The sequence below is a fragment of the Croceibacterium segetis genome (assembly GCF_011320115.1).
Classification (GTDB): Bacteria; Pseudomonadota; Alphaproteobacteria; order Sphingomonadales; family Sphingomonadaceae; genus Croceibacterium_B; species Croceibacterium_B segetis.
In genome coordinates, this window is the sequence record NZ_JAANOZ010000020.1 from 24,492 (window position 1) to 39,318 (window position 14,827).

The 14,827-nt window shown below is 68.7% G+C and carries 8 protein-coding genes and 1 pseudogene; all 9 read left to right on the top strand.

Features of this window, described 5'->3' with window-relative positions:
- The first annotated feature begins 1 nt into the window (after position 1).
- Positions 2–2,686 carry a hypothetical protein gene (locus G7B69_RS15470; protein ID WP_166180931.1) on the top strand — a complete coding sequence of 895 codons (2,685 nt, stop codon included), beginning with the start codon at positions 2–4 and terminating at the stop codon, positions 2,684–2,686.
- 30 nt (positions 2,687–2,716) lie between these two features.
- Positions 2,717–3,052: a hypothetical protein gene (locus G7B69_RS15475; RefSeq protein WP_166180933.1), complete on the top strand. Its 336-nt coding sequence runs from the start codon at positions 2,717–2,719 to the stop codon at positions 3,050–3,052.
- A gap of 3 nt (positions 3,053–3,055) precedes the next feature.
- Positions 3,056–3,307 (top strand): hypothetical protein, encoded by a 252-nt coding sequence (locus tag G7B69_RS15480; protein WP_166180935.1) that lies wholly within the window; start codon positions 3,056–3,058, stop codon positions 3,305–3,307.
- A 45-nt stretch (positions 3,308–3,352) separates the two neighbouring features.
- Entirely contained in the window at positions 3,353–4,240 is an 888-nt protein-coding gene (locus G7B69_RS15485) for a hypothetical protein (RefSeq protein WP_166180937.1), read from the top strand.
- A 12-nt stretch (positions 4,241–4,252) separates the two neighbouring features.
- Positions 4,253–6,424 carry a hypothetical protein gene (locus tag G7B69_RS15490; RefSeq protein ID WP_166180938.1) on the top strand — a complete coding sequence of 724 codons (2,172 nt, stop codon included), beginning with the start codon at positions 4,253–4,255 and terminating at the stop codon, positions 6,422–6,424.
- Positions 6,425–6,445: 21 nt separating this feature from the next.
- Positions 6,446–10,972: a hypothetical protein gene (locus G7B69_RS15495; RefSeq protein ID WP_166180939.1), complete on the top strand. Its 4,527-nt coding sequence runs from the start codon at positions 6,446–6,448 to the stop codon at positions 10,970–10,972.
- Positions 10,972–12,495 carry a hypothetical protein gene (locus G7B69_RS15500; RefSeq protein ID WP_166180940.1) on the top strand — a complete coding sequence of 508 codons (1,524 nt, stop codon included), beginning with the start codon at positions 10,972–10,974 and terminating at the stop codon, positions 12,493–12,495. The genes G7B69_RS15495 and G7B69_RS15500 overlap by 1 nt, the downstream gene beginning before the upstream one ends.
- Entirely contained in the window at positions 12,492–14,363 is a 1,872-nt protein-coding gene (locus G7B69_RS15505; RefSeq protein ID WP_166180941.1) for an ATP-binding protein, read from the top strand. Before G7B69_RS15500 ends, G7B69_RS15505 begins: the two co-directional genes overlap by 4 nt.
- Positions 14,360–14,827 (top strand): annotated as a pseudogene (locus G7B69_RS15510) (hypothetical protein); the annotation flags it as partial. The gene G7B69_RS15505 and the pseudogene G7B69_RS15510, both read left to right, overlap by 4 nt.

Here is a 14,827-nt window from a genome sequence, read left to right on the forward strand (position 1 = left end):
GATGGACGTCAACGGCCTTCCGATGTGGCTCATGTCGGGCGCCGAAGCTTTTGGAGTGCGTCCCGGCGGCAAGGCTTCGCACGTCCACGCGCTGCAGTGGAACGACGAGCGCGGCCACCTGACGCTCGCTTCGCAGCAGCAAGAACCCGCGCTTGGCGAGGACGAGACCTTCGCCCGGCTGATGCGCTCGCGGCCGTCGCCCGTTGCCGACGCGGCCGACACCTTCGCCTGGCTGAACCCGGCGACCCTCGGCATCGAGGCGTCGGGCTTCGCGCCCGGCATGGTGGCGATCGAGCTGGGCGCGAACAACCAGCCCGAGGCGCCGCCGGCCCTGCTGGCGCCCACCGACATGGCGCTCGGCGATGAGCAGATCCTCTACATCGCCCGCGACGGCGAGGTGATTATGCGCGACCTGCGCGGTCGCTACCCCACCGCGCGCGCCAACAAGGCGGGCTTCTCGGCGCATCTGATCGCGCCTCGGCCCGGCGGCGGCGCCTGGGCCTTCGACCAGTCGGGCAACCGGCTGGCGATCGTTCGGGGATATCCCCTGCGGCCGCTCGGCCTCAAGGATCCCGCCCCCGGAAGCTTCGCCCCGGTCGATGCCAACATCGATCCGCCGCGGATCGAGCCCTTCCGGCGCAAGTCGCTCCCCGCCGGCTTCGAAGCGGTCTCTCTGGCGTCCTCGCCCGAAGGCCAGCTGGCCGTGCTGTGCTGGAAGACCGGAGAAGATGCCGCGATCTTCACGCTGGACGGTGACAGGTTCATCCTGCGTGCCCGCACCGCCGGGATTCGCTTCCCGTGGTCGCTCGCATGGGTGGGCGAGGATCGGGTGGCGATCCTTGCCGCGGATGGCGCCAAGGTGGCGAAGCAGGCGTTCGTCTACCGCACCGACCTGCCGCTCGAGGAACAAGGGGTCTTCCCCGAAGGGCAAGTGTACTTGTTGCGCGACGCTTTGCCGGGGCGATTCTGCAACCGCTTGGGCGCGGAGCCGACCTATCTGACCGCTCCCGGCGGCACCATGACGCCCGCGGGCGTCAGGCGTCTCCTCGCTCTCTCGGGCGCACGCTATGGACGCGAAGGTCACGTGCTGCTTGGCCCCATCGACAGCGGGCGCGAGGGCTGCGTCTGGCACAGGATCTATCTCGAGGCCGCGCTCGCGGGGCACAGTTCGATGCGCCTCGATTTCTTCGCCGGCGACAGTGCGGCTGAACCGAAACTTCCTGGCGCCGACGGCGCTCCCGCCTGGGCATCGCACCTCGTTTCGCCCCGGCTGGATTCGACAAAGCCGATCGCCCAGGCTTCGTGGTGCTCGAGCCCGAGCGAAATGCCGGCAACCGCGCCGATCCTGACCTGCGATCCGCGCGCCGACGAAGCGGGGTTGTTTACCTTGCTGCTCCAGCATTCGGATCGCAAGGTGCGCCGAATCTCCGGCCGCTTTGCCTGGATATACCTGACGCTCGAAGGCGATACTCGCGACACGCCGGAGTTGGCTGCGATCCGACTCTACGCCCAGCGCTTCTCTTACCGCGACCGTTACCTGCCGGACTTCTTCACCGAGAACCTGACAGGCACCGAAGCCGAAGCCGACGGCGGCGCCACGCCGGCCGATTTCCTCGAGCGCTTCCTGTGCCTGTTCGAGGGGAGCCTGACCGAGCTGGAAGGGCGCGTGGCCGGCAGCTGGATGCTGAGCGATCCCGCCGCCGCGCCCGACGACGCACTTGCGTGGATCGGCAGCTGGGTTGGCCTCGCCGCCCGAACGAGCGAACGTCCCGTCCTGCTGCGCGAAAGGCTTAAGGCGGCGCCCTACACGGCACAGCTCCACGGCACCGCGGGCGGGCTCTTAGCGGAGCTCGAGCTTGCCACGGGTGGCCGATGTGTGTTCGGCGGGACGATCGACGGCGATGCGCCGCCGGAGCGGTTCGGCACACCGGTGCTGGTCCGAAAGGGCGATTTCGCGGTGCGCAGCCTGTTGATCGGCCAGGATACCGCCGGGCGGCCTGCGATCGTCGCAGGGGGTGCAGTGACGCGCGGAGACATCGTCGTCGTCGAAGGGTTCCGCATGCGGCGAACTTTCGCCACCATCCTCGGCGCCGACTTGGCCGATGAGAACGATCCGCTCACGCTCGGCATGGCGACATCGGGCAATTCCTATGTTGGAGACACGTTGATCCTCGGCAACGAGGCAATGGCGGAGCTGGCCGCCCTGTTCCGTCCGGAAATCGATGCCGCGAAGGCCGATACCGATGCTGTCACGCAATTCTTCGACAAGCTGGCCAATCGCGTGATGGTGCTGGTGCGGGGGGTCTCCGACCCGGCCGAAATGAAGCGGCTGCGTGAGATCGTCGAGGACAGCATTCCGGCTCATGTCGAGCCACAAGTCTTCGCGGCGCACACGCCGCTGATAGTGGGCGCGGCCTCGCTAATCGGGATCGACACCTACTTGCTCAACGAGCCCGAGGTTCAGCGCGTCAGGCTTAATCGCAGCATCGTCGGTTCGGGCGACGAGGTCAGGGGCGAGGGTTGGCTCGACGGCCGTGCCGACGGACCGATGTCTCTCGTTCCGACCGCCGGTGCCGCGGGTCCGGCCACGATCTGGCGGGGCGCACCCTTCATCATCAGCGGGTTGCCCTCGCGCGCTGCACGGGGGCGAACGATCGACCGCTATGTCTGGACCTGGGAGCAATAGGCGCACGCAACAGCAGCGACGGAGAGAATTATGGCTACGTTCAAAGTAAACGTCCCGGTTGCCCAAGATACGGCCGAGGTGAAGGTCGAGGGCACCGACAGCGGTGATCTGCCCCTTGGGCCCAACCGCTTCTCGTTGGTGGTGGTGGACGATAGCGGCAATCTGTCCGAGCCTTTCATTCTGACGGTCACGGTCGTCGATACCGACAAGCCGACAGCGGTGCTGCAGGTCGTCAATTCTGACGGCAAGGTGCTCGATCCGACCGTGCAGTCCGGCCAGACCTTCATTCTTTCGGGCGCGGCCTCGCAAGACAAGGCGCCCGGGACGATCAAGGAATACCGCTTCACGCTGCTCGACAGGGCATGACGGGTGGTTCAGCTCGCCACCAACCAGCCGTTCCGCAGCAAGACGCCGCAGGTGACGGTCGAGAACCCGCTGAAGCCGGGCAGCTACCGCTTCAGCCTGGTGGTGGTCGACGACGCGCAGAACGAAAGCATGCCGGCGGTGATCACCGTCACCGTGGTCGAGCCGCGACGCCCGGTTCTGCGGCCCGAGATCCTGCGGGAGGCCGTGACCGTTCGCCAGCCCATTCCGATCAGACCGCTGCGGGTGCCGAGATGACCGCCCGCGAAACAATCGCCACCGTTCATGGAAGGAGCCGGATTCGTGGCACTGGATGATCCCACCAAGCCCGCCGATCCGCTTGAGACAAGGCCCGCCCCCGAGCGGGTCAACTACGCCACCGGCGTGATGCTGCAGGCCGACGATTTCGAGGCCGAGCAGACTTATCATCGTGGGCGCTTGGCGCAGCTTGCCTGCTATCTGCTCGGGTCGGGAACGCTAGCCGGGCTGAACGTCGGCGCTCCGGAGGCGGGAGACAATCTGCTCGAGCTCAAAGTCGAGCCGGGCGTCGCTATCGATCGATTGGGCCGGTTGATCGAGATTTCATCGGCGCAATGCATCCGCCTCGCTTCATGGTTCGCGGCCCAGGACGGCCGTTATCTTCGCGCGGCGACCCACGATTCCCCCAAGGTGCCGCTGCCGCAGGCGGTCGTCGCGGACGTGTTTCTTTCCGCCGGGAATTGCGGGCGGGGCAAGACGCCAAGCTTTGCAAGTGGCCCGTTCGACGCGCTCGATGCGCTGGTGCCCGCGCGGATCGCCGAGACGGGCCACCTCGAGCTTGTCTTGCGCATGGAAGGCAATCCCGACCCCGACGGCGGGCCAGGTGTTCCGGGTGACGTGCCCGTCCCCAAGAACTTCTGGCCAGGCCCCGGCGCGAACGCCGACGCCATCCGCAAGGCCGTGCTCGGAAGTTGGGACATAGGTTTCTCGACCAACGCGGGCGAAACTCTCGACGGTCTGCAGGAACACGTTCCCGGCAAGGACCCGTCGGCCATCCTGCTGGCGCGGGTGATGATCCCCGTCGCGCTCGATCGCTCCGGACCCGCCACGCTTAGCCCGACCCTGGATCCCACCGAGCAAGTGGCGGTCGACCAGTCGATCCGCCCGCTCATCTACTTCTCTGGAAAGTGGCTCGGGCATGCCCCAGCCTGAAGGATAACCGTCATGTCGACACTGCAGACTGCGGACGCCCGGTTGAACCTCGATGTCGTCGATTCCGAGGAGCTCGCGCGCCAACTCGACACCGGATCGGGCGGCGAGGTCGTCCTGCGCGGAACGATGGAGGACATGTTCGGCTCGGGCACGCTGATCCTCGACGGCCTGCGGCGCCGGCCGCGCTACTTTGACGGACGCTTCCTGACAGGCGCCGATCTGACGCGAGACCAGGACTATGTTCGTCAGCGTCAGGCGGACATCGCCCGGGCCGGCGGATCGGGCGTGATCAGCGGCCTGACCGTCGAAGACGTCGACAGCGTCGGCGGGACTTCGCTGCGGATTGCGGCCGGCCATGGCGTAACGCCGACGGGCGATCTGGTGATGCTTACCGACACGCGCGACGTTCCGGTGATGGATTTGCCAACGGCGCGCCAGCTCGACGCCGCGATGGGCCTGTCCGCCGATCCGCGCGTCCCGCTGGTCAGCCAGTCAGGGTTGTTCGTGCTCGGTCTGCGTTCGGTGGAGTTCACCGCAAACCCCATCGCCGCCTATCCCCGGTCGATCGCGGGCCAGCGGACCGTCGAGGACGGCGACATTATCGAGGCGACAGCGATCACTCTTGTGCCGTTCCCCGACGCCAGTGGAGCCGCCACTGCCGCCGAAGCGCGTCGTGCCGTTGCTCGGCAGATATTCGGCAATGCACCGAGCGGCATTCCCCAAAACATCCTGCCGATCGCCATGCTCGCGCTCGATCGCGGCACAGTGCAGTGGGTCGATGTCGCGATGGTCAGGCGCGAGCTTGGCGCAGACAGCGGAGTCCAGATCAGTCTTGGCGGTCGCCCCCGCGCGCAGGCCGAGGCGCAAGTGCTGCAACACCGCACGCATCTGCTCGACGTGCTGCTGGAGAACCAGGCGCGCGGGATGCCACCGGTCTTTCCAGCGAGTCAGTACTTCTCGCTTCTGCCACCTGCGGGGCAGTTGCCAGCGGCCTGCGTGGTGCCTGACGCCGACGGTTTCCAGCAGTTCTATTTCCCCCCGCCGATCACCGCCGATCTGGCGTTCGTTCCCAGCGATGAGATCGCCGCGCTGGTCGACGAAGCGTTGGCGCTGCCGCCGATCGACCTGCAAGCGTCCGCGGACGATCACAACGGAACCGGCGTGGTCATCGTCGTCCCCGTCTCGCGGCCGAACTTCCAGCGCTATTCGGCCAGCCTTCCAGCCGTCACCACCACCGTCAGGTCGGACACCACCGCCGGCCTGAGCCGTCCGGCACTCGACATGCTCGACGCTCTGGTCCTCCAGCGGCGCGCTGCCAGCGATTCATCTGCTGCCGACCCGCAGGCGACCGCGGCCGCGGAAACGCTTTCGCTGCAGAACAAGGCCTGGCAGGCCGCGTTAGCGGAAGCCGTGGCCGCCTTGCCGGTGAGCGAAAGCCTGCCGCCGCTGTTGTGGTTCGTCCGTCGCCGCGCGGTTGCCTTCCGCACCGACTCCCAAGGCCTGCCTATAGCGGTCGGCGGCGACGATATCGTGATCTCCAGCCTCGTCGGTGAAAACCTGTCGCGGCTGAAGCTGGAGAAGCGCCTCGCCGCGATCGACGCCAAGTCGACGCCGCAGGCCAGCGCTCGCGCGATGGCGCTGCTCGGCGCTCCGTCGATCGTCAATTCCGACATCCTGACGGCCGCCGTGATCGCCGACCTCGAGAAGGTCTCGACGCCCGCCCCCGCGACGAGTCCCGCTCCCTCTGCGCCTTCGCCGCCGACCCCAATCACGGCGCCGATTGCGGTCAACCGCCTCCGGTTGCTGCAACCGGCAATAAGCCTCGCGGACGCCCGCACAGGCCTGACGCGGATCAACCTTGCGACCGCGCTGGGCACCACGCCCGCCGCAAGCGACGATACCGACCTGGGGCTCAGCGAGAGCGAAGTCCTCGACATCGCCGCCGACTACAGCAGCCCGCGCCTCGGCGAGGGGCTCGCGGCGATCGCGCCACTGATGGGCGACGCCTGGCCGACCGCCAAGCAGGCCGTCGCCATCGGAGACAGCGGTGTGGCGATCGAGCTCGATGCGGGGTTGCGAAAGGCGACACAAGGCCAGCTCACCGACCTCGTCGACGACTTGAAGACCGCGGCGACCAAGAATGATGCCGACGCGCTTCAGCAAATCGCCAAGTCCCTGGCCTAGTCGGCCGCACGGAGACGGACCATGGTAGTCGTCAGCCCGATCAGCCACTCACTCGCGGATGAGCACGTCATCGGCGTCGACCCGACGTTGAAGCCCGATCAACCGGGCGTCTGGCGCCGGCGCATCAATGCCTTCACCGGCCGCGCGGTGTCCGACAGGGCACTGACCGCCGAGCAGGACATGCGCTCCGGGCTGCAGCGGCTCCACGGGTTGTCGATGACCTCCGGAATCGTATCCGGCATGGCCGTCTCCGCTGACCGCCTGAGCTTGGGTGCCGCACCCGACAAGGCCGGGCTGCGGATCGCTCCGGGCCTCGGGCTCGCACGCTCGGGCGAAGACATCACCATCCCGTCCTCTCGGCGGGTGAACCTCGGTACGGTCCCCGTGGTGGTGCCGACGGCGATGGCCGACGCCTTGCGCACCGGCGCGACTGGCGCCGTCCTGCCCACGCCGGGGCCGGCGCCCGAAATCGGCCCGCAAGCCGGCTTCTCAGCCCTGTCCGGCGACGAGCCGATGGCACAGCGTCTGTTCCCTGCTTTGCCGCGCACGGTTTCCATGAACCTCGCCGATGCCATCGCGAAACCCGCCGCGGTGGACATGCCCCGGGTTGCCGTTCTTATTGCCCAGCCCGTCCGGGCCACCATCGTTGGCCGCGAACGCGACGATTGCCCGCCCGATCCGCGCGATGATCCTTATTCCGACCTCCAGCGCATCGACGGCTGTCGCCTGCTGCTTTATTTCTGGCCTGCGGAGATGACCGCGCGCGTGAGCGGCTGCGACTACTCGCTGCCGCCTCCCGGTCCGGCCCGCCGCAACCAGTTGGCCTATCGAGTCTTCGACATGGAGCGCAGCCTGCGGGGCGAAGAGACTCATCCCTGGGAAGCGTGGGGCATGCCGCTTGCCTTGATCGGCTTTGCCGAAGACTGGACGCTTGAATTCGTCGACCGCAGCGCGGTCGTGCGCAAGGGTGGGGCGCCCCTGCCGCGGACGCCGATGGTGCCGAAAAGCGGCAATCCCCAACTGTGGCAGGCCCGGATCGAGCAACTTGTCGAGCACCTGGCCGCGCTGCCAGATTTCAACTCGGCCACCCTGCGCCGCTCGCTTCCGCGCATCCCGGCGGCCGCCGTGCTGCCGGCAACCAGCTGGGACGCGCAGACCCGTCGCCAGCATTTCTTCCCCGGGGGTTTTGGTGTCACCGCAATTCCGATCCCGCACAGTAATCTCGAACTCGCCGTGCGCGAGGCGGCATCGCTGATCCCCTATAACATGGCCATCGCCGACCGGGTCGAACTGCTCATTCCCGTGCCCGATGCGCTGTATGAGCCCGGCCTCCTGCAGACCGCGCAAGTCGATCCGGCCTTTGCCGACGCCATCGCCGAGTTCGAAACCAACCGTGCGACACGCCTGGCTCGCCGTGAGCTTGTCCGGCGGCGATACGACCGACTAATGGAAAGCGTCTCGGGCGCGGTCTACGCATGGCCGGCGTTGTCCTCGCCTGCCGCCGAGATCAACGCGCATGACGTTTCGGTGCCACTCAACGCTTCGCGCACTGTCCGGATCGCCGCGGGCACCGCGGTCAAGATCCACAGCGTGGTGACACAGGCCAGTATGTCCGTCGGAGCAGGCGACACGGTCTGGCTGTGGCTCAATATCCACGACTCCTCGAACCTCAAGGGCCTGTCTCTGCGCCTTGCCGGCGCAGTCAACGCGACCGCGTTTTCCGCCGGCGTGTTCTGGGGCGATGCTACCGGGCTGGAGATTGCCGGCGAGACCACCGGGCTCGCCGCGCGCCACGTGGCCGACCTGCCCCCGGCGGGACTATGGACCCGGCTGGAGGTTTCCGCCGACGCCGTGTGGTTCGGCAACGGCAAGACGCTCGCCGGCAACTCAGTCTTCGGCGTGGAGTTCGCCCAGTCTGGTGGCGACATCGAATTCGGCGCATTCGGCAAGACCGACGCGAACGGCAACGAGATCGTCTGGATCGCCGACGAGGCGCCCGGGCCGGCCGTCTTCCGCAATGGCAATATCGCTTCAGCGGCCGCAGACTGGCCGTGGACCGACGTGCCCGGTCGCGATTCTGGCGACATCCCCGATCTCGGCACCACGCGCCAGGGCAACAGCCGCATCGTCTCGGCGATCACGTCTCTTCAGGGGGATTGGAGCCAGCCGTTCCTTGCTGCGGACATGGCCCGGCTCAACGAAGCCGGCCTCGATGCTTACCTTGGCGAAGTGCAGGCCAAGATCTCGGCCACCAACGACGCGATCGATGTCGGCTTCATCCGCGCCCGGTCGGACATCTACCGCGTCCGCCAGTTCATGCTCGGCGCCGATTCGGCCTCGCGGCTGGTCACCTCGCCGTCGCTCGCCGACCTTGCCGTGCGTGACGAAGGCGCCCGCGCCACTAGCGAGGGCATCAGCAAGTTCATCAGTGCCGCGCGGACGAACAAGGCCCTCGGAATCGCCTTCAACACGGCGGCGCCGGCTCCTGCACCCTCGCCGACGCCCGCGCCGGCCCCCACGCCCGCACCGTCATCCAGTCTCTCGCTCGGCAGCTTCGCGTTCGCGTCGACGCTGATGACCAACAACGTGTCGCTAACCTCGCTCATGATGGCGCCGAAGACCACGGCGCCCACCCCCAGCCCGACGCCGACGTTTTCGACGATGATGGCGATCGCCGCGCCGACGCCGACGATTTCGGCGATCACCACGCTGCAGACGACGACCGCGTTGTCGACCTTCCAGCCGACGCTGCAGCCGGCAATCACGACCTTGGCGACGCCGCTGCTGGTCGACCGCATCTCGCTCTCGACCGGCATGTACATCCCCAAGGACGTGCAGGCCCAGCGTCCGTTGCCGGGTCTCGTCGAGCGCACGATCAGCGTCGCCGAGCGCCTCGCGCCGGCGCCGGCTGTGCAGGCGCTCGAATTCGCCATCGCCAGCAAGGCCGCCGTCTTGCAGACCTTGCGCGCGTTGATGCAGGCCGGCGGCGCGGGGTCCAGCCGGGCACCCGGGGTACCCCTCGGCGACCTCGGCGTGCCGGGCTTCGGCATGAAGTCGAATGCCACGCCGGCGCCGACCCTGGCGACGCTGTTCGCCGATCAGGCCAAGGCCAGCGGCGACCGCGTCTACGTCGATCTCGATGTGATGATCGAGCAATCCGACAGCAAGCACGAGTCCGACTATTTCACCGCCGCGGTCAACGCGATCGACAACGCGATCGCGCTGATGCGCCTCGTCGAGGGACGTATCTCGCTCTACCAGTCGCTGGCCGATCGCCTCTCCTCCGTGCGCGACCAGATACTCGGCCTCGCCGGCCAGGCGGCGGCGTTGCTGCGCTCGATCGACACCCAGGTCGAGGAAGCGCGGCACGACATCGCCACAGCGCAGATGCTGCTCGACGAAGAAACGGTCCGCGTCACGGCGCTCAACGCACGGCGCGCCTCAATCCTGTCCGACCACGTCGGCGCGATCGGTTACCGCCGCGTGCGCGAATGCGATACCGGCGCGCCAGCCCCAATGCAGGACCTGCTGTCGGGGTTCGCCCCATCCGCTGCCGTCGCGTGCCGCCGCGACCACCCGGACGCGCCTGACGAGCTCAGGCGCTACACGGCCCTAGTCGGCGATGCACCCGCAAAGTGGTTCCCGCGGATCGAGGCCGCGGTCGAGCAGATAGACCGGATCGAGGCAGCCAGGGACGCCTTGGACCACAGCCGCAAGTTAGCATCGGTGGCGCCCGTGCTTGCTTTCGCGACGAGCATCATGCCGTTCACGCTCGGATCGGCGCGGTTCCTTGGCAGCGCGATCCAGGCGATGCAGGCTCAGCAACAGACTCTGGTCGCGCGCCGGCTGGCGACCGCCAACCTCGCGCTGCCCATCTCCGCTGGTTCGCTTTCGGACTTTCACGCGCAGATCAAGGAAACCTCGTCGCTGTCCGACCTCGCCGGAGGCAAGAATCGCAACGCCAACCTCACTGCCATGGCGGCAGCGGAAATTTCCGGGTTCGCGCAGATCGGGGCCTGCCTCCATGCCGCATTCGGCGAGGTGGCACCGGTGACGCGGTTGGCCTGGGCGGAGATACTCTCCGAGTTCGATCGTCCGACCGACCTCCACAGCCTCGCCGGGCTGCCGCAGTGGGGCGACGTGCCGCGCCAGCAGCGCAAGGACCTGCAAAGCCTGGTCGATTATCTGTTCTCGCAAATTGACCGGAGCAACGCCGAGGCCGCGGCCTATGTGAACGACCTTGTCCGCGTGGCGATGCTCCTGGCGGCCCACTCGCCTGTTAGCCGGCTGATCCCGGCCAAGCTGGTGAGCGAAGCGCCCGCGCGGGTCGGATCGCTGCTGACGCTATCGGTCGACACCAGCGCCGCGCGCAAGGGCATGGTCACGCTGATCCGCGACACCAGGGACCGGTTGATTTCGAAGGCGGTGATCGACGACATTGGCGATGGCAAGGTCGGTGCGCGGATCGTCTCGAACTTCGCGCAAGTGTCGACGATAGTCCCGTCGATGCGGATCGAGCTGGTGGCGCAGGTGATGAAGCTGGTCTGATGCCCCAGATCGAGGTCCGCCGGCTGAACTACAGGGGCGCGGCCGAGCAGGCCGGACGGGTCGAGTTCGCCGTAGGCGACGCGCTGCGCACCGAAACCACCGACGATGGCCGGCTGATCCTCGTGCGCAGCGTGCGGCTCGGCCGGATCGGCTTGGGCGAGCGCGGCGCCTCGCGAGCGGCGGCGACGGCGTGGCGCGAACTTGTCGGCTCGGCCCGCCACGGCGGCAGCAGCGGGGCCGAGAGCGCCAATTGCGTGTGGTTCACAAGCCTGGCCGAGGCGCGCGCGCTGCTGATGCGTGAATTGGCCCGCGGCCGGACGCCGTTCGCGTGGTTCTGGGCGCTCGCCGTGCCTGACTGGCGGCGGATGACGCTCGCCCAATACGTCGAGCAGCGCCTCGCACTGGCTCTCGCCGAGCCTTCGGGCGAGGCGGTCGCCGCACTGGTCGGCGAGGTCGTGGCGGCCGGCGCGACGCAAGCGCTGGCCGCGGCGATCCTGGCCCGAGTGCCGATTGCCGCCGCCACATCCGAGCCGGTCGAGCGATCGCCACCCGCGGTTGCCGCCGGGCACCCGCCCGCGCCGGCTGCCGCGGTCACGATTGGGGCTGCGGACTTAGCGGAGCGGGCGGCAGCGCTCGAAACTTTGCGCCCCGTGCCGGCGCCGCTCTACGCCCTGCTGGAGCGTCTCGCCGCCCGCCCTGACGCGGCACCATTGCTCGAGGCGCTCGCGCGCGGGCTGGTGCAGCGCTCTCATCCGGCGCTGTCGGTGGCGCCGCAGCGCCTGGCCCGGCTTTCTCTCGCCGTCATCCGATTGCTGCGATCTGGCCAAGGCCGTTTCGCGCAATCGGCCGAGGTCGTGCCGGAAAGCGGGGAGATGGCAAAGCCGCCACTCGCCGATCAGGTCAGCCCTGGCGAAGCGGAAGGCCGGCCGACCGGAAGGGTTCGCGTGGAGGAGCCGCTTCGCCGTCCGCCGGAGCCGGCGTTCGCGGCTTCGTCGGACCCCGTCGAGCGAGCGGCACCCCCGCCTGCGCCCGAATGCCGCGAACTCGCCAGCTCGGCGGCCGGGGTGTTCCTGACGATCGTGCCCCTCCTGCGGCTCGGCTGGCGCGAATGGCTTGCCGGGCATCCCGACCTGCTCCTGCATCAGCCGGGTGCGCGCCAGCTGCACACGATCGCCGGGCATTACCGCGTGCAATCCGGCGATGCTGTGTGGGACATCCTGCCTCAGGTCGACCGGACGATAGCGCCGCCGGAATCGTTTACCGAGGCGCTAGAACTTTGGCGAAGGGGACTCGACGGCTGGCTGCGCCGGAGGGCGCGGCTAAAGCTGGCCGACCTGGTCTCGAGGAAGGGCTGGCTGCTGCCTGGCCCCGAGACCACGATCGTTCGCTTCCCCTTGAACGACATCGACATCCGCCTGCGCCGCCTCGCGCTCGACGGCGATCCCGGTTGGGTCGATTGGCTCGGCCACTCCTACCGGCTGGTCTATCGCGACCGGCCGCTGACCGGGCCGCGGCTGCCATGAACATGGAGCGCCCTGCCACCCGCGCCGGCCTGCGCCAGCTGGCGATGCAAGTGCTTGAGCACCATTGCGCGGCCGCGCAGGTGAGCTGGGACGATCTGGAACTGGGCGAGCGCGTGGCGGCCTGGCGGGGCGACCCGCCCGGCGACGAGGTGCGGCTGGCGCGGCTTAGCGAGCGGCTTGGTCTGACGGACGGCGAGCTTCTCGTCGCTGCGCTGTGCCTGTCGAGCGACTGGGACCCGCACTTCGCCCGCCAGGTCGCGCGGGCCCAGGAGCCGATCGGCTCGTCGCGTCCGCTGGTCGGCCTCGCCTGCGCGCTGTTCGGCTCGCTCGGGCTCACCCCGGCGACGCTGGCGGGAGGAAACGGCGCGCGTTCGGGACTGTTGGTGCTCGGCGACGAACCGATGGCACTGCCCGAGCGCTCGCTGTCAATCGGCCTAGCGGTCGCCGCCGCTCTGGCCGGCGAGCTGTTTCCGCCGGCGGGCGTGACGACGCTGGCAGCGCAAGCGGTCGAGTTCACCGCGACGCAGCTCGAGCGAATGGCCACGGAAGCGGAGTGGCTCGCCGCCTCGGTCTCCGCGCCCAACGCGTTCGTGCTGCGCACGCCGAGCCGCCGCGAAGCGCTGGCGAGCGCCAAGCAGATCGGCGAAAACCTCGGCCTGGCGCCGGTGGTGCTCGCGCCCGAGGACCTAGCGCGGCACGCCGTCTGGCTGATGGCCGCGGACGCCCTGCCGTGCGTGGAGCTGGCGCTGGGCCCGGGCGAGGCGCGGCGGCTGCCGGCGCTCGGGGCCTATGACGGCCCGGTCGTCTGCCTGCTCGGACTCGAGGGCCTGATCGAATGCGGCATTCCGCAACGCGAGTGGACGGTGCCGCTGCCCGACGAGGGCGAACGGGCCAGCCTGTGGCATGCGGCAGGGCTTGCCGAAGATGCCGCGGCACTCGCTGCGAGAAGTTACCGCCAAGGCGCGGGCCGCATCGCCGAACTCGCCGAGCAGGCGCGCAATCTCGGTCGAGTAGAAGGCTTCGGCTGGGAATGCCTCAGTGAAGCCGTGCGCCGCGGGCGCAGCATGCTCGACGGCATGGCGCACAAGATCCACGCGACGATCCTTCGCGACGAACTGGTCCTGCCGCCCGACGCGCTCGCCGACCTCGACATGCTGCTCGGCCGCATCGTCAACCGCGGCAACCTCGCCGACGGGCTCGGCGCGGCGACCCGCACGCGCTACGGCGCCGGCGTGCGCGCGCTGTTCGCCGGCGATCCGGGCACCGGCAAGACCCTGGCGGCGCACTGGCTCTCGACTCAGACCGGACTGCCCCTCTATCGCGTCGACCTCGCGGCGATGACCAGCAAGTGGATCGGGGAAACCGAGAAGAATCTCTCCGCGGTGCTCGACGCCGCGCAGCACTCCGACGTAATCCTGCTGTTCGACGAGGCCGATGCGCTGTTCGGCAAGCGCACCGACGTGAACGACGCGCACGACCGGCACGCCAATGCCCAGACCAACTACCTGTTGCAGCGGATCGAAGATTTCGACGGCGTCGTGATCCTGGCGACCAATGTGCGCGACAACATGGATGCAGCCTTCGCCCGCCGCCTCGACCTGATCCTGCAATTCCCGATGCCGGATTCTGCCGCGCGCTTTGCGTTGTGGCGCGGGCATCTTGGCCATGGGCACCGGCTGAACGAAAACGAGCTCGGCGCGCTGGCCGTCAGCGTCGAGCTGACCGGCGGGCATATCCGCAACGTCGTGCTGGCCGCGGCTGTGCGCGCGCGGCTGGCCGGGCGGCCGATCGGCCTGGCCGACGTGCTGGAGGCGCTCGAGGACGAGTACGGCAAGCTCGGCCGCACCGCGCCGACCGTTGCGACATGACCGAGTCCGCGCTCGCCTCGCGCGCCGACGATGCGATGAGCTGCGATTCGAACCCGTTGGCGAGCAGTTCGAGCGATCTCAATTACACACCCGCCAGCCCGTTGTTCACGCCGAGCCCGGCGAGCTCATCGACCTCGTTTTCACCTTCCCCGCCGGCGAGCTTCAGCGGCACCACGCCGGCCTTTCTCAACTACACGCCCGCCTACGGCGACGACGGCAGCGGCGGTGTGTGTCAAATGCCCGGCCCTACGCCTACGCCCAGTTCCTCGCCGACCGCTCCGCGTCCGCCGCCCACTTCGCCGCCACCTGCTGACGCCAGCCACCCGGCGGACCATCCCGCCACGCCCGCCGGCGCCGGCACCACACCCGGCGGCACCACCGCCGGCGGCGGCACGCACGCTGAACGTTCCGACACGCCGCAAGCGGCGACGGCCGGCGCGGCCGGGCGGCGCTCGGCAACGGCG

Bases quoted from the DNA above. Each gene is read 5' to 3' on its own strand.
- G7B69_RS15470 (WP_166180931.1), top strand. From the start codon at position 2: ATGGACGTCAACGGCCTTCCGATGTGGCTCATGTCGGGCGCCGAAGCT.
- G7B69_RS15500 (WP_166180940.1), top strand. From the start codon at position 10,972: ATGCCCCAGATCGAGGTCCGCCGGCTGAACTACAGGGGCGCGGCCGAG.
- G7B69_RS15490 (WP_166180938.1), top strand. From the start codon at position 4,253: ATGTCGACACTGCAGACTGCGGACGCCCGGTTGAACCTCGATGTCGTC.
- G7B69_RS15505 (WP_166180941.1), top strand. From the start codon at position 12,492: ATGAACATGGAGCGCCCTGCCACCCGCGCCGGCCTGCGCCAGCTGGCG.
- G7B69_RS15495 (WP_166180939.1), top strand. From the start codon at position 6,446: ATGGTAGTCGTCAGCCCGATCAGCCACTCACTCGCGGATGAGCACGTC.
- G7B69_RS15475 (WP_166180933.1), top strand. From the start codon at position 2,717: ATGGCTACGTTCAAAGTAAACGTCCCGGTTGCCCAAGATACGGCCGAG.